Source organism: Cupriavidus phytohabitans (assembly GCF_000426345.1).
In the GTDB taxonomy this organism is placed as follows: Bacteria; Pseudomonadota; Gammaproteobacteria; order Burkholderiales; family Burkholderiaceae; genus Cupriavidus.
In genome coordinates this window covers 43,294-63,087 of sequence record NZ_AUFE01000011.1, presented here as the reverse complement: position 1 = coordinate 63,087, position 19,794 = coordinate 43,294, and the positions used below count along the sequence as shown (strand labels likewise).

Sequence of the window (19,794 nt, the reverse complement as noted above, 5' to 3'; positions counted from 1 at the left end):
ACAGGAGGCATGGATGACCGAGCGCAAGACAACCCCCACCGCAACGCTGGGGACCAACGAACCGCGGCGTGCCCGCCAGATCAGCGCGGCGCCGCCCGTGGAGCGCGTCCCGCGCGCCCGCGGCCAGGGCGCAGGCAGGCGCCGCAACGGCAAGGCGCGCGAAGCCGACCTGGTCGTGATCGGCGGCGGCTCCGGCGGCGTGGCGTGCGCGCGGCGCGCGGCGGCGCACGGCGCCCGCGTGATCCTGGTCGAGCGCGATGCCATTGGCGGCACCTGCGTCAACCGCGGCTGCGTACCCAAGAAGATGCTGTCCTACGGCGCCTCGTGGGCGGCGATTCTTTCCGGCTGCCTGTCGCACACCGGCGGGCATGAGGACTGGCGCGACGCGATCGTGCGCGTCAACGCCGAGGTGGCGCGGCTGAACGCCGGCTACACCCAGCGCTTGCATGAATCCGGCGTGGAGATCCTGCGTGGCGACGCGCGCGTCACCGCGCCCGATGAAGTCCGCGTCGGCGACGAAACCATCCACGCGCGCCGCATCCTGATCGCCACCGGCGCGCGCCCGCGCACGCTGGATGTGCCCGGCGGCGAGCTGGCGGCCAGCTCCGACGATGTCTTTACCTGGCAGACCGTGCCCGCCTCGGTCGCGGTGATCGGCGGCGGCTATATCGGCGTGGAGCAGGCATCGATCCTGTCGCGCTATGGCGTCAAGGTCGACCTGATCGTCGCCGGCGACCGCCTGCTGCGGCATTTCGACCATGAGATCGGCGCGGCGCTGGCCGAGGCGCTGACGGCGCGCGGCGTACGCCTGCATTTGAATGCCGAAGTCCACCTGCTCAGCCAGGCCAATGGCGCGGTGGAAGTCTGCTACCGCGCCACCGACCGCCCCGGCCAGACCGAGGCCGTGCGCGCGCAGGCCGCGCTGGCGGCGATCGGGCGCATTTCCAATGTGCAGGGGCTGGGGCTGGAAGAACTCGGCATGGCGTTTGGCGACAAGGGCGGCATCCATGTCGACAAGCAGTACCGCAGCAGCCTGCGCAAGATCTATGCAATCGGCGATGCCACCGACGGCTTGCACCTGACGCCGGTGGCGACCGCGCAGGGCCGCTGGCTCGCGGACCGCCTGTATGGCCGGCGCGGCGAGCGTGCCGACTTCGATTTCGTGCCCACCGCGGTGTTCAGCGAACCGGCCATCGGCGCGGTCGGCATGACCGAGGCGCAGGCGATTGCCGATGCCGGCAAGCCCGAGCGCATCCGCACCGTGGTCAAGCGCTTTGTCTCGCTGGAGAACCGCTTCGGCGGCACGGCGTACCAGAGCGTGTTCAAGCTGGTGCTGAACGCGCGCAGCGGGCGCGTGCTGGGTGTGCACCTGATGGACAACGCCGCGCCGGAGATCGTGCAGGCGCTGGCGGTGGCGCTGCGCCTGGGCGTGCGCGAGTCGCATCTGCAGACCACGGTACAGCTGCATCCGACGGTGGCGGAGGAGCTGTTCAGTTAGCGGATTGCCGCCGGTTTGCTCCCCTCTCCCGCTTGCGGGAGAGGGAGGCCACAGCCGGTCGCGATGCGTTCCTGGCTGAATTATTCGCCGACAGGCAGCTTCAGCACCGCCCGCACGCCGGTGCCCTGCAGCCCTTCGCCCAGCTCCACCGTGCCGCCGAAGCGCGCCGCCATCTCGCGCGAGATGGCCAGCCCTAGCCCCGAGCCGGGCTCGGCATTGCCCACGCGGCGATAGAAGCGCGCAAAGACCTTGTCGCGCTCTTCGGCCGGGATGCCCGGCCCGTCGTCTTCCACGATCAGGCAGGCCGTTTCGTCATCGCGGCTTGCCGACAAGGTGATCCGGCTGCCACGGGGCGAGTACTGGATCGCGTTGTGCACGAGGTTGGCCAGCGCCTCGCGCAGCAGCGCGGGATCGGCGCGCACCGGCAGCTTCAGCCCCGGCACCGGCTCCCAGCCGAAGTCCTGCTGCTTGCCGCGCGCCAGCGGCAGGTAGTCGAGCGCCACCTGCTCGGCCACGGCGACGGCGTCGATGATGTCGATGGTGTCGCTGGCCTCGCCCGGTTGTGCGTTCTCGCCATGGTGCTGGCGTACCCGCGCCAGCGCCAGCAGCTGGTTGGTCAGGCGCGCGGCCTGCTCCAGCTGCGTGACGATGCCGCCCACGGCCTCGCCCGCGGCGCGGCGCGCGGCTTCCGGATCGGGATCGCGCAGCTGGCGCTGGGCGTATTCGGCCTGCGTCTTCAGGATGGCCAGCGGCGTGCGCAGCTGGTGCGCGGCATCGGCGATGAATTGGGCCTGCGACTGCGCCATCGCCGCCGAGCGCGACACGTGCAGGTTGACCGCGTCGACCAGCGGCCGCACCTCGGACGGCACGCGCTCGAAGGCCAGCGGCGCGAGATCATCGGGCGAGCGCGCCTCGACGTCGTCGCGCACGCGCTTGAGCGGGCGCAGCACGTAAGTGACGCCGCCCACCAGGATCGCCGCGCTCAGCAGGATCAGCAGCAGGTCGCGCGCCAGCGCGCTGCGCCATACCGTGGCGATCAGCGCGCTGCGCGGCTCGGCGGTCTCGGCGACCTGGATGATCACCCGCATGCGCGCGTCGGGCCGGTACACGGGGCGCGCCATGACGCCAATGCGCACCGCCTCGCCCAGGTACTCGGTATCGTAGAAACGCGGCGTGTTATTGACGAGGTTGCCGGCGGGCAGCGGCAGGTCGTCATAGCCGGTAATGGTTTCCACCTTGCCGGCGCGTTCCAGCGACACGCGGTAGTACACATGGGTCTGCGCGGCGCTCTCGAACATTTCCATGGCGGCGTCGGGCAGCGTGAGCTGGATGCTCTCGCCGGCCATGCCGATGGCGTTGTCGATGGTGCGGATCGAGCCGTACAGCGAGCGATCGTAGGCCCGGTTGGCGGCGTCTCGCAGCGTGCCGTAGGTGAGCCAGGTGTCGATCGCCATCATCGCCGCCAGCGCCGGCACCAGCAGCAACAGCAGCTGGCGGCGCAGGCTGCCGCGCCGCCACAGCAGCACGGGATGGCGTGGCCCAAGGCCCATGGTCGCCGCCTTCCAGCGCATGTCAGCGCCCGGCCTCGGGCTCCAGCAGGTAGCCGAAGCCGCGCAGCGTGACGATGGTGACACCGTGCCCGGCCAGCTTCTTGCGCAGCCGGTAGACCAGCACTTCGATGGCGTCGGGCGAGACGTCGGCGTCGAGCGAGAACACCTTGTCGAGCAGCTGCGCCTTGGTCAGCGGCTGGCCGCTGCGCGCCAGCAGCGCGCCCAGCAGCGTCGATTCGCGCGGCGTCAGCGCCAGCGGCTGGCCATCGAGCGTAAAGCTGCGGGTCTCGCCGTCGAACACCAGCGTGCCGCACTGCAGGCGCGGGTGCGCGCGGCCGCGGCTGCGCCGGATCAGCGCCAGCAGGCGCGCTTCCAGCTCGGCGATGGCAAAGGGCTTGGCCAAATAGTCGTCGGCGCCGAGGTTGAGGCCGCGCACGCGTTCGTCCAGCGTGTCCTGCGCGGTCAGGATCAGCACCGGGGTGCGGTCGTCGCGCCCGCGCATCGATTTGAGCACCGCCAGCCCGTCCTTGCCGGGCAGGCGCAGGTCGAGCACCACCGCGTCGTATTCCTCGGCCTGCAGCCGTGTCTCGGCCTGCAGGCCGTCGGCGACGTGCTCGATCAGGAAACCGCCCTGCTCCAGCGCGCGGGCGACCCAGCGTGCCAGTTCGACTTCATCCTCCACCAGCAGGATGCGCATGCCGGTTTTCCTCCTCTGCCGGTTCATTGTGGTGCGGCCGGGGCGTCATCGCCACGATCCGTGGGCGCCTATAATAACCCCGCTGTTCCGACATGCCGTCGTTCCCGCCCACGTGCCCTTTGGGTATGCGCGGGAATGACGGCACGGTATCCCCGTCGTCCGACCTGCCTTACACGCCTCCCTGTGCTGCTCTTGCCGCTGCCGCCCGCCGTCGAGTCTTCCCGTGCCGAAGTTGCCCCCGCATCGCCGCAGCGCCGCCGGCTGGTCGGCGCCTCGCTGCTGGCCGGGACTTCGCTGTCGTTGCCGCTGCGGGCCCAGTCCATGCTGCCGGCGCCGCCGCCCGGCTACCCCTCCGGGTATGACGCCACCATCGCCCGCGCGCTGCGCGAAGGCGAGGTGGTGGTCTACGCCTCGACCGACCTGGAAGTGGCGCAGCCGCTGATCACGGCGTTCGAGGCGCGCTATCCCGGCATCCGGGTGCGCTACGAGGACCTGAACACCGTCGACCTGAACCGGCGCTTCCTGGCGGAGACCGCCGCGCTCGGCGGCGGCCGCCCGGCGCCGGGCGCGCGCTATGCCGACGTGCTGTGGAGCACCGCCATGGACCTGCAGATCAAGCTGGTCAACGACGGCAACGCCCAGCGCTACGCCTCGCCCGAGCGCACCGGCCTGCCCGGCTGGGCGGTGTGGCGCGATGAGGCCTGGGGCACCACCTTCGAGCCCGCGGTGATTGTCTACAACCGCCACCACTTCGCCGGCATGCGCGCGCCGCGCAGCCGCACCGGGCTGGCGCGGCTGCTGCAGGAGAACGCGCCGCGCTGGCGCGGCAAGGTGGTGACGTATGACGTGGAGCGCTCCGGCGTGGGCTACCTGCTGGCGCAACAGGACGCGCGCATGGGCAGCGAGTTCTGGTACCTGGCGCAGGCGCTGGGGCGCGCCGGGGTGCAGTTGTCGTCGTCGACCGCCGAGATGGTCGAGCGCATCGCCAGCGGCGAGCTGGTAATGGGGTATAACCTGCTGGGTTCCTATGCGCTGTCGCTGATGGAGCGCGGCGCGGCGATCGACGTGATCGCGCCGCGCGACTACACGCTGGTGATGTCGCGGGTGGCCTTTATCGCGCGGCGGGCGCCGCGGCCCAATGCCGCGCGGTTGTGGCTGGATTTCCTGCTGTCGCGCGAGGGGCAGGCGCTGCTGGCCAAGTCGACCACGCAGCTCTATACCGTCCGCACCGATACCGACAGCGTGCATACCGCCGCGGCGCTTTCGGAGCGCCTGGGCTACGCGCTCAAGCCGATCAGCGTGGGACCGGGCCTGCTGGCCGCGCAGGACACCCTGCGCAAGCGCGCCTTCCTGGCGCGCTGGCACGAAGCGGTACGCGGCTAGCCCGGCCGCGCATCGGGGAGATCAGGGCACCAGGTCGCTGGTGTCCAGGCCCTCGGCCTTCATGCAGGCCTGCTCGCACAGCGTCGACAGTTCGTCGTCGAGCTGCGCCATCGGGCGCGGCACGTAGCCGAGCCGCAGCGCGGGAGACAATTTCAGGGTGTCGATGAAGGCGTCCGCCATGCGCTCGGCATTGGCGTCGAGGTCGAAGTCCTCGGGCGAGAACAGCCAGTGCGCCAGCACGCCGCCGATGCAGGCGTGGAAGGCGTTGACGGCGAGATCCAGGTCCAGGTCGTCAGGCAGCTGGCCGCGCTCGCGCGCCAGGCGCAGGTGCTCGCGGATCTTGACCAGGCCTTCCTTGTGCGACTGGCGCTGGCGCTCGAAGATGGCGCCGTTGTCCTGCACCATCTCGCACTTGTGGAAGATGATCTCGAAGACGCGGCGCAGGCGCGGGTTCACCACGGTCTGTCGCATGACGTAGGCGCAGATGTCGCGCACGCCGCCAAGCGGGTCTTCCTGGCGCGCGATCCGTTCCGGATCGCACAGCGCTTCCACCGGCAGATGCACGCGGTCGCACATGGCGGCGAACACGTCGCTCTTGTTCTTGAAGTGCCAGTAGATCGCGCCGCGGGTGACCCCCGCCGCCTGGGCGATGTCAGCCAGCGATGGCCGCGCCACACCGCGGGCGTGGAACACGGTTTCGGCCGCGTCGAGAATGCGGTGGCGCGTTTCTAGCGCCTCTTCCTTGGTGCGTCTGACCATTTTTGTCTCATATGCCGGCGGCGCATGGCCACGGTCCGGCGTGTTGAATCTCCCCCGGTGCAGCGCAGGTGCGCGGCGGGTCGTTGTCGTCACATGGCGATGTTGTCGCTAGCCCTGGGTCCGACAGGACGGCGCGCATCCTAACCCGAGCCGGCGGTTTGCGCCGGGGATCCGGATCAGGTTTGCCGGCTTTTCGATGGGATCCGATGGTTCTCACCAGATCCGCCCGACGCGATGTGCGTCCGAAAGCCCCTGCTGGTGAATCGACTTAACATACATGCTTGAATGTATATATAATACGCGCTCGCCCGGCTTTCGGCCAGCCGCCCCTTGTGACATAGCCAGCACCTTGGGCGACTCCTTGCGCAGGCCAGCCGGCAACAATCCAGTCGTCATATAAAAGCCACCGTTCGTCGCATTCGTCACCGCGTCGACGTGAGTTGTGGCTAGCATCACGCTTTTATCCGCAGCAAATAATGCGGCGGGCTGCGTCGTTTCTGCTTTCCTGGGATGGCAGGTCGGGGCGATGCGGCAGATCTCAAATTGCCATCATGGGGTTATCGATGAGGAAGTCCCAACGTATCAGTTGCGTTGCCACCTTTGCAGCCGCTGCGCTGTCGGCGCTGGCGCTCACTGCCTGCGGCGACAAGAAGGCCGAGGGCGGCGCCCCGCCGCCGCCGGAAGTCGGCGTGGTCACCGTGACGCCGTCGCCGGTTGCCGTCGTCAATGAACTGCCGGGCCGCCTGGAAGGCGTGCGCACTGCCGAAGTGCGCGCCCGCGTCGAAGGCATCGTGCTGTCGCGCAACTACACCGAGGGCGGCGAAGTGAAGGCCGGCCAGGTGATGTTCCGCATCGACCCGGCGCCCTACCAGGCCGAGCTGTCGTCGGCCCAGGCCGCGCTGCAGCGCGCCGAGGCCAACGCCGTGTCGGCGCGCCTGAAGTCCGAGCGCTACAAGCCGCTGGTGGCCGTCAACGCGGTCAGCAAGCAGGAATACGACGACGCCGTGGCCGCCGCCGGCCAGGCCAATGCCGACGTGGCATCGGCCAAGGCCGCCGTGCGCACCGCCCAGATCAACCTGGGCTATACCACCGTGACCGCGCCGATCAGCGGCCGCGCCGGCCGCGCGCTGGTGACCGAGGGCGCGCTGGTGGGCAAGGGCGAGGCGACCAAGCTGGCGCTGGTGGAGCAGATCGACCCGATGTGGGTCACCTTCACCCAGCCGGCTTCGGAAGTCACGCGCCTGCGCCGCGCCATCGAGTCGGGCGCCGTCAAGGGCGTCAACGTCGGCGCCAACGTGCACCTGTACGTGGAAGACGGCCGCGAGTACGAGCACACCGGCAAGCTGCTGTTCTCGGACATGACGGTCGACCCGACCACCGGCGCGATCACGCTGCGTGCGCAGTTCCCCAACCCGAAGCGCGAGCTGCTGTCGGGCACCTTCGTGCGCGTGAAGATCGAGCAGGGCGTGGATGAGAACGCGCTGACCGTGCCGCAGCGGGCGCTGATCCGCGGCGCGCAGGGCGCCACCGTGCTGGTGGTGGGCAACGACGGCAAGGTCGCATCGGTGCAAGTCAAGGCACCGCAGGCCGTCGGCGACCGCTGGATCGTGACCGAAGGCCTGAAGGGCGGCGAGAAGGTGATCGTCGAGGGCCTGCAGAAGGTCAAGGTCGGTGCGCCGGCCAGGCCGGTGCCGTTCGTGCAGGCGGATGCCTCGGCACCGGCCGCCACGCCGGCTTCGGCCTCCGCTGCCCCCGCCTCGGCCCCCAAGGCCGAGGCCAGGCAGGAAGTGAAGGCCGAGGGCAAGCAGGGCTGAACACCGCCGCGCCGCGGCAGCTGAAGCCAGCCGCCGCGGCACACAGGGCTAGACAAAGAGGGAGCCAGTCTTATGGCCAAGTTTTTTATCGACCGGCCGGTGTTCGCGTGGGTGCTCGCGCTGATCATCGTGCTGGGCGGGATATTGTCGATCATGCAGTTGCCGATCGCGCAATACCCGAACATCGCCCCGCCTACGATCTCGGTCACCGCCACCTATCCGGGTGCGTCGGCCAAGACGCTGGAGGATTCCGTCACTTCGGTGATCGAGCAGGAGCTTAACGGCGCCCCCAACCTGCTCTACTACAACTCGACCAGCGAATCGACCGGCCTGGCGACGATCACCATCGCGTTCGCGCCGGGTTCCAACGTCGACCTGAACTCGGTCGAAGTGCAGAACCGCCTCAAGCGCGTGGAAGCGCGCCTGCCGGCGGAGGTGCGCCAGCAGGGCGTGCGCGTGGACAAGGCCGGGAACAACTACATGATGTTCCTGACCGTGTCGTCCAAGTCCGGCACGGCCAGCGCGATCCAGCTCGGCAACTATGTCTCGGCGCAGGTGATCGACTCGATCCGCCGCGTGCCGGGCGTGGGCCAGGCCGACCTGTTCGGCACCGAGTACGCCATGCGCATCTGGCTGGACCCGTCCAAGCTGACCGGCTACAACCTGACGCCGCTGGACGTGACCGCCGCGGTGAGCGAGCAGAACGTACAGGTCGCCGTGGGCGAACTGGGCGGCACGCCCTCGCCCAAGGGCACCGAGCTGAACGCCACCGTCACCACCGAAAGCCGGCTGTCCACGCCTGAGCAGTTCGGCAACATCCTGCTGCGCACCAACCCCGACGGTTCGTCGGTGCGCATCAAGGACGTCGGCCGCGTGGAGCTGGGCGGCGCCGACTACTCGACGCTGGCCCGCACCAACGGCAAGCCGTCGGCGGCCATTGCCATCAAGCTGGCCCCGACCGGCAACGCGCTGGCCACGGCCACCGCGGTGCGCGCCAAGATGGAAGAGCTGTCGAAGACCTTCCCGGCGGACTACCAGTACACGGTGCCATACGACACCTCGGCCTTCGTCAAGATCTCGATCGAGGAAGTGATCAAGACGCTGCTGGAAGCCGTGGTGCTGGTGTTCCTGGTGATGTACCTGTTCCTGCAGAACTTCCGCGCCACCATCATCCCGACGCTGGTGGTGCCGATCGCGCTGCTGGGTACGTTCGGCGCGCTGCTGGCGTTCGGCTTCTCCATCAACGTGCTGACCATGTTCGGCATGGTGCTGGCGATCGGTATCCTGGTGGACGATGCCATCGTGGTGGTGGAAAACGTCGAACGGATCATGAGCGAGGAAGGACTCTCGCCACGTGAAGCGACACGCAAGGCCATGGGCCAGATCACCGGCGCCATCATCGGCATCACGCTGGTGCTGACCGCGGTGTTCATCCCGATGGCGTTCTTCTCGGGCTCGGTGGGCAACATCTACCGCCAGTTCTCGCTGTCGCTGATTGCCTCGATGGCATTCTCGGCACTGCTGGCGCTGACGCTGACCCCGGCACTGTGCGCGACGCTGCTCAAGCCGGTGGAAGCTGGCCATCACCATGAGAAGAAGGGCTTCTTCGGCTGGTTCAACCGCACCTTCGCCACGGCCTCGACCGGCTACCAGGGCGTGGTCGCGCGCATCCTCAAGCGCACCGGCCGCTACCTGATCATCTACGCGCTGATCATCGCGGGCGTGGTGGTGCTGTTCAAGCGCCTGCCGTCGTCGTTCCTGCCCGATGAAGACCAGGGCTACATGATCACGGTGGTGCAGCTGCCCAACGGCGCCACGCAGGACCGTACCATCGGCGTGCTCAAGCAGATCGAGGACTACTACCTGCAGAAGGAAAGCAAGGTGGTGGACCAGATGATCACGGTGGCGGGCTTCTCCTTCTTCGGCCGCGGCCAGAACGGCGGTATCGCGTTCGTGCGCCTGAAGGACTGGAAGGAGCGCACCGGTGCGGACGAGACCGCGCAGGCGCTGGTGGGCCGTGCCTTCGGCGCGCTCTCGTTCATCAAGGACGCGATCATCTTCCCGCTCAATCCGCCGGCGATCGCCGAGCTGGGCAACTCCTCGGGCTTCGACTTCCGCCTGCAGGACCGCACCGGCCAGGGCCACGCCAAGCTGATGGAAGCGCGCAACATGATGCTCGGCATGGCCGCGCAGAACCCGGTGCTGATGGGCGTGCGCCCCGAAGGCCAGGAAGACGCGCCGCAGCTGCAGATCGACATCGACCGCGAGAAGGCGCGCGCGCTGGGCGTGTCGGTGGCCGAGATCAACTCGACGCTGTCGATCGCGTTCGGCTCCAGCTACGTCAACGACTTCATCTATGAAGGCCGGGTGCGCAAGGTGATCGTGCAGGCCGAAGGCGCCGACCGCCGGCTGCCGGACGACCTGACCAAGCTGCGCGTGAAGAACAGCAACGGCGACATGGTCGCGTTCGCCGCATTCGCCACTTCGAAGTGGATCATGGGCTCGCCGCGCCTGGAGCGCTACAACGGCATGCCGGCGGTGAAGATCGCGGGCCAGGCCGCGCCGGGACGCAGTACCGGCGAAGCCATGCGCGCGATGGAAGAGAACTTCGCCAAGCTGCCGCCGGGTTTCGGCTTCGAGTGGTCGGGCCAGTCGTATGAAGAGCGCCTGGCCGGCTCGCAGGAACCGATCCTGTACACGCTGTCGCTAATCATCGTGTTCCTGTGCCTGGCCGCGCTGTATGAAAGCTGGTCGATCCCGTTCTCGGTGCTGCTGGTGGTGCCGCTGGGCGTGCTCGGCGCGCTGCTGGGCGTGACGCTGCGCGGCATGCCTAACGATGTGTACTTCAAGGTGGGCCTGATCGCCACGATCGGCCTGTCGGCGAAGAACGCCATCCTGATCGTGGAATTCGCCAAGGACCTGCAGGCGCAAGGCAAGGGCCTGATCGAATCCACGCTGGAAGCGGTGCATCTGCGCTTCCGCCCGATCCTGATGACGTCGATGGCGTTCATCCTGGGCGTGCTGCCGCTGGCGATCGCCACGGGCGCGGGCTCGGGCAGCCAGCGCGCGATCGGTACCGGCGTGATGGGCGGGATGATCACGGCCACGGTGCTGGCGATCTTCCTGGTGCCGGTCTTCTTCGTCGTGGTGCGCAAGCGCTTCAAGGGCAGCGAGCGCCAGCGCATGCTGGACAAGAAGTGGCATGACCCGCAAGAGGAAATCTGACATGACCAAGACCCTGACCACACTGCTGCTGGTGGCCGGCGTTCTGAGCGGCTGCACGCTGGCGCCCAAGTATGAGCGCCCCGCCCCGCCGGTGGCCGGCAGCTTTCCGGTGGCACCGGAGGGCTACGCCACCGCCGAGGTGAAGAGCGGCGAGACCCGCCGCGCGACCGACATCGGCTGGCGCGAGTTTTTCCGCGACCCGCGCCTGCAGGCGCTGATCGCCACCTCGCTGGACAACAACCGCGACCTGCGCCAGGCCGCGCTGCGCATCGAGGAAGCGCGCGCCACGTACCAGGTGCAGCGCGCCGACCTGCTGCCCACGATCAATGTAGAAGGCGGCTACACCCGCGCCCGTACCACGCCGGCCGAGGCGGCCACCGTGCTGGGCCAGCCGGGAGTGACCGAGGTCTACCGCGTCGGCCTGGGCATCTCGTCGTACGAGCTCGATTTCTTCGGGCGCGTGCGCAGCCTGTCCAACGCCGCGCTGGCGCAGTACTTCTCCACGGAAGAAGCGCACCGCTCGGCGTATATCTCGCTGGTGTCGGAAGTCGCCAAGGCCTACCTGGCCGAGCGCTCCTTTGCCGAGCAGTACGAGCTGGCGCGCAACACGCTGCAGGCGCGTGAAAGCACCTACGGGCTGGCCAAGAAGCGCTTCGAAGCCGGCGCCACCTCGGCGCTGGACCTGCGTGACAACGAGTCGCTGGTGGCGCAGGCACGCGTCTCCGCGGCGCAGTTGGCACGCCAGCGCGCGCAGGCGCAGAACGCGCTCGAAGTGCTGGTGGGCAAGCCCATCGGCACCATCGAGAACCTGCCGGAGCCGATGCGGCTGTCGGACGAGCGCATCATCAGCGATATCCCGGCGGGCCTGCCGTCGGAGCTGCTGGAGCAACGTCCCGACATCCGCCAGGCCGAGCAGCAGCTGCTGTCGGCCAACGCCAATATCGGCGCGGCGCGCGCGGCGTTCTTCCCGCGCATCTCGCTGACCACCAGCGTGGGCACCATCAGCCCGACCTTCTCGGGACTGTTCGATGCCGGCACGCGCGCCTGGTCGTTTGCGCCGCAGCTGACGCTGCCGATCTTCGACTATGGCCGCAACATGTCGAACCTGGACCTGGCCAACGTGCGCAAGAACATCCAGATCGCCAACTACGAGAAGACCATCCAGACGGCCTTCGCGGAAGTGGCGGATGCGCTGGTGGCACGCGGCACGCTGGAAGACCAGGTCACCGGCCAGGAACAGGTGCGCGACGCCGAAGCCGCTCGCTACGAGCTGTCGCGCCTGCGCTTCCGCAGCGGCGTGGCCAGCTACCTGGACGAACTCGATGCGCAGCGCCAGCTGTTCACCGCGGAGCAGGCGCTGATCCAGGCGCGGCAGCTGCGGCTGAACAACGCGATCGATCTGTATCGCGCGCTGGGCGGCGGGTTGAAGGAGGACAGCGCGGTGGCGCAGCAGGCGGCGCCGGCGGGGCAGCAACCGGTGGCGCAGTAACGCAATATCGTTTGCCGAGGGGGTACTCCCCTCTCCCGCAAGCGGGAGAGGGAGCAAACAGTCGGCGGTTCAAGCGAAGAAACCAGTGGCGGGTGTCACTGGTTTTTTTTCGCCCGCATCGCAGCCGTGCCGGTTCGTCATGCCGTGAGATGCCGGGCCAGCGTCTCCGCATTCTGTGCCGTCAGCGCGAACACCGACAACTGCGGATTGGCCCCCACGCTGGTCGGAAAGACCGAGCCGTCAAACACCGACAGGTTCTCCAGCTGGTGGTGGCGCCCATGGCTGTCGACTACGCCGCGGCGGGGATCGTCGCTCATGCCGCAGCCGCCCATCAGGTGCACGGTGAACAGCGCCGTGCGGAACGGCTTGAGCGGCAGCTTGGCAATCGCGTCGCGCGCTTCGGGCCAGCTGCGGTAGTCGGTGGCGTCCAGGTGGGCCGGCCGCACCTTGACCGCGCCCGCGGCGAACTGCGCCTGCGCCATGCTCAGCCATGCGCGGCGCACGCCGTCCCAGGCGTAGTCGTTCATCTCGTAGTCGAGCAGCGGGCTGCCGTCGGCGGCCAGCCGCACGCGCCCGCCCTCGCTCTGCGGCACGAAGCCGTCGCGCAGCAGCGCCAGCATGGCGCTGGTGTTGGGCAGCTGCGCGATATCGCGCCGCAGCGCGTCGCCCATGCCGTTGAGCACGCCGGCGCTGATGCCGGGGAACAATGGCGGCACCTCCAGCTTGTAGCCCATCGGGCCGGTGGCGCCGTCCACCCACTGGAAGTGGTCGGAGGCCACCGATTGTGGCGCGCCATAATAAGGATCAATGCGCTCAGGCATAACGGCGATGCTGATATTCACCGGATGGATAAATGTGCGCTCGCCGAGCCGCCCGTGCGGGTCCGGCACGCGCGAGCGCAGCAGCAGCGCCGGCGAGTTGATGGCGCCACCGGCGACGACCACGTGCCGCGCGCGCACGGTCACGCCCACGCCGGTGGGCGTGCGGCCATCGGCACCGAGCGCTTCGCCGATGACCGCTTGCACGTGCTGCCCGTCATGTTCGAGCGTGCGCACCCGCACCCGGTGCACCAGCGTCGCGCCGGCCGCCAGCGCCGCCGGGATGGTCGATACCAGCATCGACTGCTTGGCATTGACGGGGCAGCCGAAGCCGCAATAGCCGGCGTTCCAGCAGCCCTTTACGTTGCGCGGGATGACGTGCCACTCCCAGCCCAGTTTTTCGCAGCCGCGGCGCAGCACGTCGTTGTTGGGATTGGGCGCCATGGCCCAGGGCGCGATGCCCAGCCGCGCCTCCACCTGCGCGAACCATGGCGCCATGTCGGCCTCGCCATGGCCGCTGACGGCGTGGTGCCTGGCCCAGTGCGCCAGCGTCTGCGGCGGCGTGCGGAAGCTGGATGACCAGTTCACCGTGGTGCTGCCGCCGACGGCACGGCCCTGCAGGATGGCGATGGCGCCGTCGGCGGTGGTGCGCGCCGCCGCCTCTTGGTACAGCTCGCGGTAGGCGCGGTTCTCGTCCATGTCGCGGAAGCTGTCGGAGGTGCGCAGCGCGCCCTCTTCCAGCAGCACCACGCGCAGCCCGGCGCGGCTCAGTGTTTCGGCGCTGATGCCGCCGCCCGCGCCGCTGCCGACGATGGCAATGTCGGCATCTAGCGTGCGGGAGGCGGTGATGGTGGCGGCATCCAGCACTTTCCAGCCGGCGGCGATGCCGGCGTCGTAGAGATTGTCGATGGCCATGTCGGGTTTCAGGCGTGCAGCGCCCTGTAGACGGGCGCATAGGGGCCGGGATAGCCGCTGCCCGCCCAGGCGGCAGGCAGCACGTAGTAGCTCACGCTGGCGAGTTTGACCAGCACCACGGCGCCGGCATTGAGCGTGGCCAGCCGGCTGGCGCGCCAGCGCTCCAGGAAGGCCTGTACCTGCGCCGGCGTGGTGGCGTCCCAGGGCTGGCCGATGCCGGCCAGCGCCCAGCGCAGCGGCGTGCTGGCGAGCAGGCCGAACAGCTTGCGCAGCTCGGCCCGCGCGCCCGCGTTCATCGCCGCGCAGGTGGTGTCGATATTGCGCAGCGTTTCCTGCACCAGGGCCTCGCGCCGCGGCGGCGGCGCCTCGGCGAGTTCGGTGACGACGGCCGGCAGCAGCGCGCGGAACATGGCCACGTCGTCGGGCCGCAGCCAGGCCATGCCGGCCTGCGGCGCGGCATCGGCCACGCCGCAGCCAGACAGCGACGGCACCAGCGCGGTACACGCCAGCATGGCCGAGAACCCGAGTCCAACTTTGAGGAAGCCGCGGCGCGACAGCGCGTGCAGCGCCCCGGCGTCGGCATCCGCGCGCCGGTGCGGCGCCCCTTGGGAATGCGTGGACATGTGGCCTCCTGCGCGTCGGTGTTCTGGTCCGGGCGGGGCGAGTCCGCCTTGACGCTGCCTTTAGTATGGTCGGCAAACATTCCAGCCGACGCAGCCGGGCATGCAAGATGGCGGCTGGTTTTGCCGATAATGTGGGCAGACCAACGCTACTCGTCCCGCCTTCCATGCATATCCGCTGGCTCGAAGACTTCGTCTGCCTGGCGCAGGCCGGCAGCCTGGCGCGCGCCGCCGAGCTGCGCAACGTGACCCCGCCCGCATTCGGCCGGCGCATGCAGGCCGTGGAAGTGTGGGCCGGCGCCCCGCTGATCGACCGCAGCGCGTTCCCGGTGCGCCTTACCGCCGAGGGCCGCCAGTTCCTGGAGGCCGCGCAGAGCGCGCTGCGCACGCTGGATGAAACGCGGCTGGCACTGCGCGCCGCGCATCGGGCCGACGCCAGCACCGTGACCATCGCCACCGGCAAGACGCTGGCGCGCTCGATGGTGCCGGCGTGGCTGTCCGGCCTGCGCGAAGCGCTGCGCGGCGACCCCGCCGCGGCAGGCTTCCGCACGCGGCTGTCGACCTTTCCCATGCACGACGCGCTGGCGATGTTCGGCGAGGGCGATGCCGATTTCCTGCTGTGCTACAGCCCGCCCGACCTGCCGGTGATGCTGGACGACGCGCGCTACCAGTTCCACCTGGCCGGCGTGGAGCGGCTGGTCTGCGTCAGCGCCGCCGACGCGCATGGCGGGCCGCTGCACCGGTTGCGCACCGGCAAGGCGGCGAAGGAAAAGCCGGTGCCGATGATCGCCTATGCCGAAACCCTGACGCTGGGGCGCATGGTCAACCAGGAGATCGCGCGCCGCAAGCTGGCGCCGCGGCTGGAGGTGATCGCGGTCAGCGACTTTGCCGAGTCGGTGCACGAAATGGTGCGCCAGCGCATGGGCCTGGCATGGCTGCCTGCGCGGCTCATTGCCGACGACCTGCACGCAGGCCGGCTGGTGCGTGCGATCGGCGCCACTGCGGCGGGAGCCGACGATGGCGGCGATCTCGCCCTCGATATCCGCCTGTACCGCCCGCGCGCGCCGATGCGGCCGCTGGCCGAGGCGTTCTGGCGCGCGGCGGTGACGGCGCCGCGCTAGTTGCGGCCCTTGCGCCACCATTGCCGAATCGGCAAGCCCCCTTGCCAAAGCCGCATGCCGGCCGGACCCGCGCTCACTAACATCGGGTCACAACATCGATTCCGGGACCCCCAGAGCCAAGACCATGAAGACCATCCTGCGCGCGGCCGCTGCCGTACTCTGCCTTGCCACCGCCACCGGCGGCGCCTTTGCCGGCACCTGGCCCGCCAAGCCGATCACGCTGGTGGTGGGCTATACCGCCGGCGGCAGCGTCGACCTCGTCGCCCGCACCATCGCGCCGGAGCTGGGCAAGCGCCTCGGCCAGAGCGTGGTCATCGAGAACCTGGGCGGCGCCGGCGGCACCATCGGCGCGTCCAAGGTGGTCAAGGCCGAGGCCGACGGCTACACGCTGCTGATGGGCTCGGGCAGCGAGGTGTCGATCGCGCGCCTGACCAATCCCGCAGTGCGCTACGACGGCGAGAAGGACCTGGCGCCGGTGACCTTCATCGGCACCCAGCCGATGGTGCTGGTCGGCAAGCCCGGGCTGCCGGCGAAGAACGCCGCCGAGCTGATCGCGCTGGCCAAGGCCCAGCCGGGCAAGCTGTCGTATGCGTCGTCGGGCGTGGGCACGCCGCTGAACCTGGCCGGCGAGCTGATCAAGCAGCAGGGCAACGTCAATATCACGCACGTGCCGTACAAGGGCGCATCGGCCATGGCCACCGACCTGCTCGGCGGCCAGATCGACCTGGCGGTGATGGTGCTGTCGTCGGCGCTGCCGCATATCCAGGCGGGCCGCGTGCAGGCCTACGGCGTGACCGGCGCCAGGCGCGCCGCGGTGGCGCCGAACGTGCCAGCGCTGGCCGAGACGCCGGCGCTCAAGGGCGTGGACATGGGCGTGTGGTTCGGCCTGATGGGCCCGGCCAACCTGCCCAAGCCGGTGGTCGAGCGGCTCAACACCGAGATGCAGGCCGTGCTGGCGATGCCGGACGTGAAGAAAAAGCTGGCCGAGGCGGGTGTGGAAGTGACGCCGGGCAATCCTTCCCGGTTCGGCAGCTTCATCAAGCGCGAGACCGGGCGTTACCGGACGATCGTGCAGGCGGCCGGGATTCGTGAGTGAGGGGTAGCGCGGGCGTGGTCGCTTCTGCCAGCGCCGGCCCTCACCCCCGCCCCTCTCCCGCAGGCGGGAGAGGGGAGACCACAGCCAGCATGAAAAGGCCTGTAGGCGTCGCCCCTCGCCGCCGGTTTGCTCCCCTCTCCCGCGTGCGGGAGAGGGGCCGGGGGTGAGGGCCGGCGCCTGCCAGTACCACTACCCCCCTCAAAATAAATCGCGACCCGCCAGCCACCGAGCTACCGGGCACCCCTGAGAGCACCGATTCCCATGACCCACCCCACCCACCTCGACGCCTACCCCGTCGACGTCGCCTTCCCCGACATCCGCCCCTACGCCACCGGCAACACCGGCATCCCCTACCTGTACACGTTCGACAGCGGCCAGCCCGGCCCGCACGTGATGGTCAACGCCCTCACGCACGGCAACGAAGTCTGCGGCGCCATCGCCGTCAAGGCGCTGCTCGACCACAACCTGCGCCCGCGCCGCGGCCGCCTGACGCTGGCCTTCGCCAACGTCGACGCCTACCACAGCTTCGACCCGGCCAGGCCCGACGCCTCGCGCTTCGTCGACCAGGACTTCAACCGCGTATGGACATACGCCACGCTGGACGACACCAGCCGCGATTGCTCCGAGCTGCGCCGCGCGCGCGCCATGCGCCCGGTGATCGACACCGTCGACCTGCTGCTCGACCTGCATTCGATGCATGAGAAAAGCCGCCCGCTGATCGTCTCGGGCCCGCTCGACAAAGGCATCGCCCTGTCGCGCGCGCTGGGCGCGCCGGCCGACGTGATCGTCGACGAAGGCCATCCGGAGGGCCGCCGCATGCGCGACTACGACGGCTTCGGCGATCCCGCCAGCCCGCGCAATGCGCTGCTGATCGAATGCGGCCAGCACTGGGAGCCCGCCGCCGTGACGGTAGCGCAGGACAGCACCGCGCGCTTCCTGCTGCACGCCGGCGTGGTCGACGCCGCCGACCTCCCCGCCGGCTGGCTGCAGCCGCTGCCCGCCACGCAGCGGGTGGTACGCGTGACCGAGCCGGTGGTCGCCGCCAGCATGGATTTCCGCTTCGCCGGTCCCTATACGGGCCTGGAGACCTTTGCCGACGCCGGCACGGTCATCGGCTGGCGTGACGGCGAGCCGGTGGTGACGCCCTACCCCGACTGCGTGCTGGTAATGCCTTCGCTGCGCCAGCTGCGACCCGGCGTGACCGTGGTGCGGCTGGGCCGGCTGGAGCGCTGAGCCGGGTTTGCCGAGGGCGTGGCAAGGTTAGGTCTCGCCTGATCAGGCCCCCGCCGTCGATGCCTGCGACGTGCCGGCCGACGGCGCCGGCGACGGCAGCATGCCGGGGAACAGCTGTTCAACCAGCTCGTCCAGCTTGGACGCGGGCTGCACCAGGTTGCTGAGGTTGAGTCCGCCCGCACTGCGGTTGGCGCTGTAGATCGCCTTGCCGACGCGGTCGCCCTGGCGGAAGACGGTGATGTCCACACTGTCCAGGTATGACGTCCAGAACCAGGCGCTGCGCGCGGTGTAATACGCCACCATCGGGCAAGCCAGCACCGACGCCGCCTCGGCCTGCAGCATCTTCACCTCGAAATTGCGCTGCTCCAGCGAAGCGCGGAAGGCGTCGACATAGTTGTTGCCGCTGACCGGGTTCACCACCACGCACAGCAGCATGCCGTTGGCGCCATAGGTGCCGCGCGGGCCGCCGCCGGCGGGCACCTGGAACGCGGTATTGGGATCGGAGCGGTCGAGCGGGTCGACCGGGGTCACGGCCTGATAGGTCGAGCAGCCGCATAGCAGCAGACCGACGCTGGCGGCCAGCAGGGCTTTGTTCATGGGAATCCTGGATGGCTTGAGCACCGCAGCCGGCGCGCAATGCGGGCAGCGTGCCTTCACACTGTAGGCGCTGCCGGCGCCAGCCAATTGCCGGAACAGACACGCAAATTGCGCGCTGCTGTGGCGGCGTGGCGAGTCAGCCGCCCGCCCCGCCTTGCGCCAGCCGGCCCACCAGGATCAGGCAGAACGCCGCCAGGCACAGGCCTACCACGGCGACCTGCAGCCGCGTCACAGGCCTGCCGCCGAGCAGGGTCTCGCTGAGCCAGCGCGGCGAAGCCAGGCCCGCGGCGGTTGCCGCCAGGATGATGAGCGCAAGCACGGACAGCACGGATTGCATCGCAGGTTCTCCGGTTCAGGCTCGCGCTCAGTTGGCGCCGCCGCGCAGCAGGCAGTCGCGCAGCAGCGGCACGCCATCGGCCACGCCCGCGCCGTGGCATTCCACCGCCACCTTCTGGCCGCGCCGCACCATGGTCGCGCGGGCCTCCACTTCGCAGACCCGGCCCGCCGGGCCGCAGATCTGCCGCTGCAGCAGCAAGGCACGCACATTGGCGGCCGGATCGTTGGTGCGGATATCGACAAACACTTGCTCGCCCTCGCGGCGCACGCCGCTGGCGACGCCTTCGACGATCACATAGTGGTCGAGGTAGCGCGCATCCGCGGCCCTGGAATCGTTGCGGTAGTCGTCCAGGATGGCGCTGGCCTGGTATTGCGGCAGGCGGTCGGCGGGCCGCTGCGGGTCGATGCTGACCGGGTCGAGCGTGCCGTCGCGCGGCACGCCGCGCACGTCGCTGGCCGGCACCGCGCTGGCGGCGGCCTGCTCGCCCGAACCGGCGGGCGCGATGGCGGCATCGTCATGCCGGTCATTGCCGGCAAGCCACAACATGCCAAGGACGGCCACGGCGACGATGGCAATGAGGATCTGCTGGGTACGGTTCAACATCGAAGGGTCCTGCCTGGGGGCATGCGAAAGACGAAAGCG

At 69.4% G+C, this 19,794-nt stretch carries 16 protein-coding genes; 8 read left to right on the top strand and 8 right to left on the bottom strand.

Annotated elements, in window-relative coordinates:
- The first annotated feature begins 13 nt into the window (after positions 1–13).
- Complete coding sequence (locus K309_RS0110945) at positions 14–1,498, top strand: dihydrolipoyl dehydrogenase family protein (RefSeq protein ID WP_029046447.1); 1,485 nt, start codon at positions 14–16, stop codon at positions 1,496–1,498.
- Positions 1,499–1,578: 80 nt separating this feature from the next.
- Here K309_RS0110945 and K309_RS0110940 read toward each other — a convergent pair whose 3' ends face one another.
- Together K309_RS0110940 and K309_RS0110935 are read right to left on the bottom strand one after the other, a co-directional pair.
- Positions 1,579–3,069: a sensor histidine kinase gene (locus K309_RS0110940; RefSeq protein ID WP_232232360.1), complete on the bottom strand. Its 1,491-nt coding sequence runs from the start codon at positions 3,067–3,069 to the stop codon at positions 1,579–1,581.
- A 1-nt stretch (position 3,070) separates the two neighbouring features.
- On the bottom strand, positions 3,071–3,745 hold the full coding sequence (locus K309_RS0110935) for a response regulator (RefSeq protein WP_029046445.1): 675 nt from the start codon (positions 3,743–3,745) through the stop codon (positions 3,071–3,073).
- A gap of 321 nt (positions 3,746–4,066) precedes the next feature.
- On the opposite strand from K309_RS0110935, the gene K309_RS0110930 reads away from it, so the two are divergent.
- Positions 4,067–5,128, top strand: a complete 1,062-nt coding sequence (locus tag K309_RS0110930) for an ABC transporter substrate-binding protein (RefSeq protein ID WP_198030808.1) — start codon at positions 4,067–4,069, stop codon at positions 5,126–5,128.
- 21 nt (positions 5,129–5,149) lie between these two features.
- Here the strand turns inward: K309_RS0110930 and K309_RS0110925 are convergent, their stop codons facing one another.
- Positions 5,150–5,887: a TetR family transcriptional regulator gene (locus K309_RS0110925; RefSeq protein ID WP_029046443.1), complete on the bottom strand. Its 738-nt coding sequence runs from the start codon at positions 5,885–5,887 to the stop codon at positions 5,150–5,152.
- Between the two features lie 563 nt (positions 5,888–6,450).
- On the opposite strand from K309_RS0110925, the gene K309_RS0110915 reads away from it, so the two are divergent.
- From K309_RS0110915 to K309_RS0110905, 3 genes are all read left to right on the top strand, one after another.
- Positions 6,451–7,701, top strand: a complete 1,251-nt coding sequence (locus tag K309_RS0110915) for an efflux RND transporter periplasmic adaptor subunit (RefSeq protein ID WP_029046441.1) — start codon at positions 6,451–6,453, stop codon at positions 7,699–7,701.
- A gap of 72 nt (positions 7,702–7,773) precedes the next feature.
- Positions 7,774–10,926 (top strand): efflux RND transporter permease subunit, encoded by a 3,153-nt coding sequence (locus K309_RS0110910; protein WP_029046440.1) that lies wholly within the window; start codon positions 7,774–7,776, stop codon positions 10,924–10,926.
- Between the two features lies 1 nt (position 10,927).
- The gene (locus tag K309_RS0110905) at positions 10,928–12,415 is read left to right on the top strand and encodes an efflux transporter outer membrane subunit (RefSeq protein ID WP_029046439.1); all 1,488 of its coding nucleotides are present in this window, start codon (positions 10,928–10,930) and stop codon (positions 12,413–12,415) included.
- A 137-nt stretch (positions 12,416–12,552) separates the two neighbouring features.
- Here the strand turns inward: K309_RS0110905 and K309_RS0110900 are convergent, their stop codons facing one another.
- Positions 12,553–14,148 (bottom strand): GMC family oxidoreductase, encoded by a 1,596-nt coding sequence (locus K309_RS0110900; RefSeq protein ID WP_029046438.1) that lies wholly within the window; start codon positions 14,146–14,148, stop codon positions 12,553–12,555.
- A gap of 8 nt (positions 14,149–14,156) precedes the next feature.
- The gene (locus tag K309_RS0110895) at positions 14,157–14,771 is read right to left on the bottom strand and encodes a hypothetical protein (protein ID WP_029046437.1); all 615 of its coding nucleotides are present in this window, start codon (positions 14,769–14,771) and stop codon (positions 14,157–14,159) included.
- Between the two features lie 164 nt (positions 14,772–14,935).
- Between K309_RS0110895 and K309_RS0110890 the strand changes: the two genes are divergently transcribed.
- The 3 genes from K309_RS0110890 to K309_RS0110880 all read left to right on the top strand — a co-directional run bounded on the left by K309_RS0110890 (position 14,936) and on the right by K309_RS0110880 (position 18,218).
- Positions 14,936–15,889, top strand: coding sequence for a LysR family transcriptional regulator (locus K309_RS0110890; protein ID WP_029046436.1), 954 nt, complete (start codon positions 14,936–14,938; stop codon positions 15,887–15,889).
- 124 nt (positions 15,890–16,013) lie between these two features.
- On the top strand, positions 16,014–16,985 hold the full coding sequence (locus tag K309_RS0110885; protein ID WP_029046435.1) for a Bug family tripartite tricarboxylate transporter substrate binding protein: 972 nt from the start codon (positions 16,014–16,016) through the stop codon (positions 16,983–16,985).
- A gap of 261 nt (positions 16,986–17,246) precedes the next feature.
- A complete protein-coding gene (locus tag K309_RS0110880) occupies positions 17,247–18,218 on the top strand; it encodes a M14 family metallopeptidase (RefSeq protein WP_029046434.1) in 972 nt (323 codons plus the stop codon).
- A gap of 42 nt (positions 18,219–18,260) precedes the next feature.
- Here K309_RS0110880 and K309_RS0110875 read toward each other — a convergent pair whose 3' ends face one another.
- The 3 genes from K309_RS0110875 to K309_RS0110865 form a co-directional block, all read right to left on the bottom strand.
- Positions 18,261–18,815 carry an Sbal_3080 family lipoprotein gene (locus K309_RS0110875; protein WP_029046433.1) on the bottom strand — a complete coding sequence of 185 codons (555 nt, stop codon included), beginning with the start codon at positions 18,813–18,815 and terminating at the stop codon, positions 18,261–18,263.
- A gap of 136 nt (positions 18,816–18,951) precedes the next feature.
- Positions 18,952–19,152, bottom strand: coding sequence for a hypothetical protein (locus K309_RS0110870; RefSeq protein WP_029046432.1), 201 nt, complete (start codon positions 19,150–19,152; stop codon positions 18,952–18,954).
- A gap of 27 nt (positions 19,153–19,179) precedes the next feature.
- Entirely contained in the window at positions 19,180–19,755 is a 576-nt protein-coding gene (locus K309_RS0110865; RefSeq protein ID WP_029046431.1) for an OB-fold putative lipoprotein, read from the bottom strand.
- Positions 19,756–19,794 lie beyond the last annotated feature (39 nt).

What these genes read in the sequence shown, in the direction of transcription:
- K309_RS0110895 (WP_029046437.1), bottom strand. Translation starts at nt 14,771, where the DNA reads ATGTCCACGCATTCCCAAGGGGCGCCGCACCGGCGCGCGGATGCCGAC.
- K309_RS0110935 (WP_029046445.1), bottom strand. Translation starts at nt 3,745, where the DNA reads ATGCGCATCCTGCTGGTGGAGGATGAAGTCGAACTGGCACGCTGGGTC.
- K309_RS0110885 (WP_029046435.1), top strand. Translation starts at nt 16,014, where the DNA reads ATGAAGACCATCCTGCGCGCGGCCGCTGCCGTACTCTGCCTTGCCACC.
- K309_RS0110890 (WP_029046436.1), top strand. Translation starts at nt 14,936, where the DNA reads ATGCATATCCGCTGGCTCGAAGACTTCGTCTGCCTGGCGCAGGCCGGC.
- K309_RS0110910 (WP_029046440.1), top strand. Translation starts at nt 7,774, where the DNA reads ATGGCCAAGTTTTTTATCGACCGGCCGGTGTTCGCGTGGGTGCTCGCG.
- K309_RS0110900 (WP_029046438.1), bottom strand. Translation starts at nt 14,148, where the DNA reads ATGGCCATCGACAATCTCTACGACGCCGGCATCGCCGCCGGCTGGAAA.
- K309_RS0110865 (WP_029046431.1), bottom strand. Translation starts at nt 19,755, where the DNA reads ATGTTGAACCGTACCCAGCAGATCCTCATTGCCATCGTCGCCGTGGCC.
- K309_RS0110880 (WP_029046434.1), top strand. Translation starts at nt 17,247, where the DNA reads ATGACCCACCCCACCCACCTCGACGCCTACCCCGTCGACGTCGCCTTC.
- K309_RS0110905 (WP_029046439.1), top strand. Translation starts at nt 10,928, where the DNA reads ATGACCAAGACCCTGACCACACTGCTGCTGGTGGCCGGCGTTCTGAGC.
- K309_RS0110945 (WP_029046447.1), top strand. Translation starts at nt 14, where the DNA reads ATGACCGAGCGCAAGACAACCCCCACCGCAACGCTGGGGACCAACGAA.
- K309_RS0110915 (WP_029046441.1), top strand. Translation starts at nt 6,451, where the DNA reads ATGAGGAAGTCCCAACGTATCAGTTGCGTTGCCACCTTTGCAGCCGCT.
- K309_RS0110875 (WP_029046433.1), bottom strand. Translation starts at nt 18,815, where the DNA reads ATGAACAAAGCCCTGCTGGCCGCCAGCGTCGGTCTGCTGCTATGCGGC.
- K309_RS0110925 (WP_029046443.1), bottom strand. Translation starts at nt 5,887, where the DNA reads ATGGTCAGACGCACCAAGGAAGAGGCGCTAGAAACGCGCCACCGCATT.
- K309_RS0110930 (WP_198030808.1), top strand. Translation starts at nt 4,067, where the DNA reads ATGCTGCCGGCGCCGCCGCCCGGCTACCCCTCCGGGTATGACGCCACC.
- K309_RS0110870 (WP_029046432.1), bottom strand. Translation starts at nt 19,152, where the DNA reads ATGCAATCCGTGCTGTCCGTGCTTGCGCTCATCATCCTGGCGGCAACC.
- K309_RS0110940 (WP_232232360.1), bottom strand. Translation starts at nt 3,069, where the DNA reads ATGCGCTGGAAGGCGGCGACCATGGGCCTTGGGCCACGCCATCCCGTG.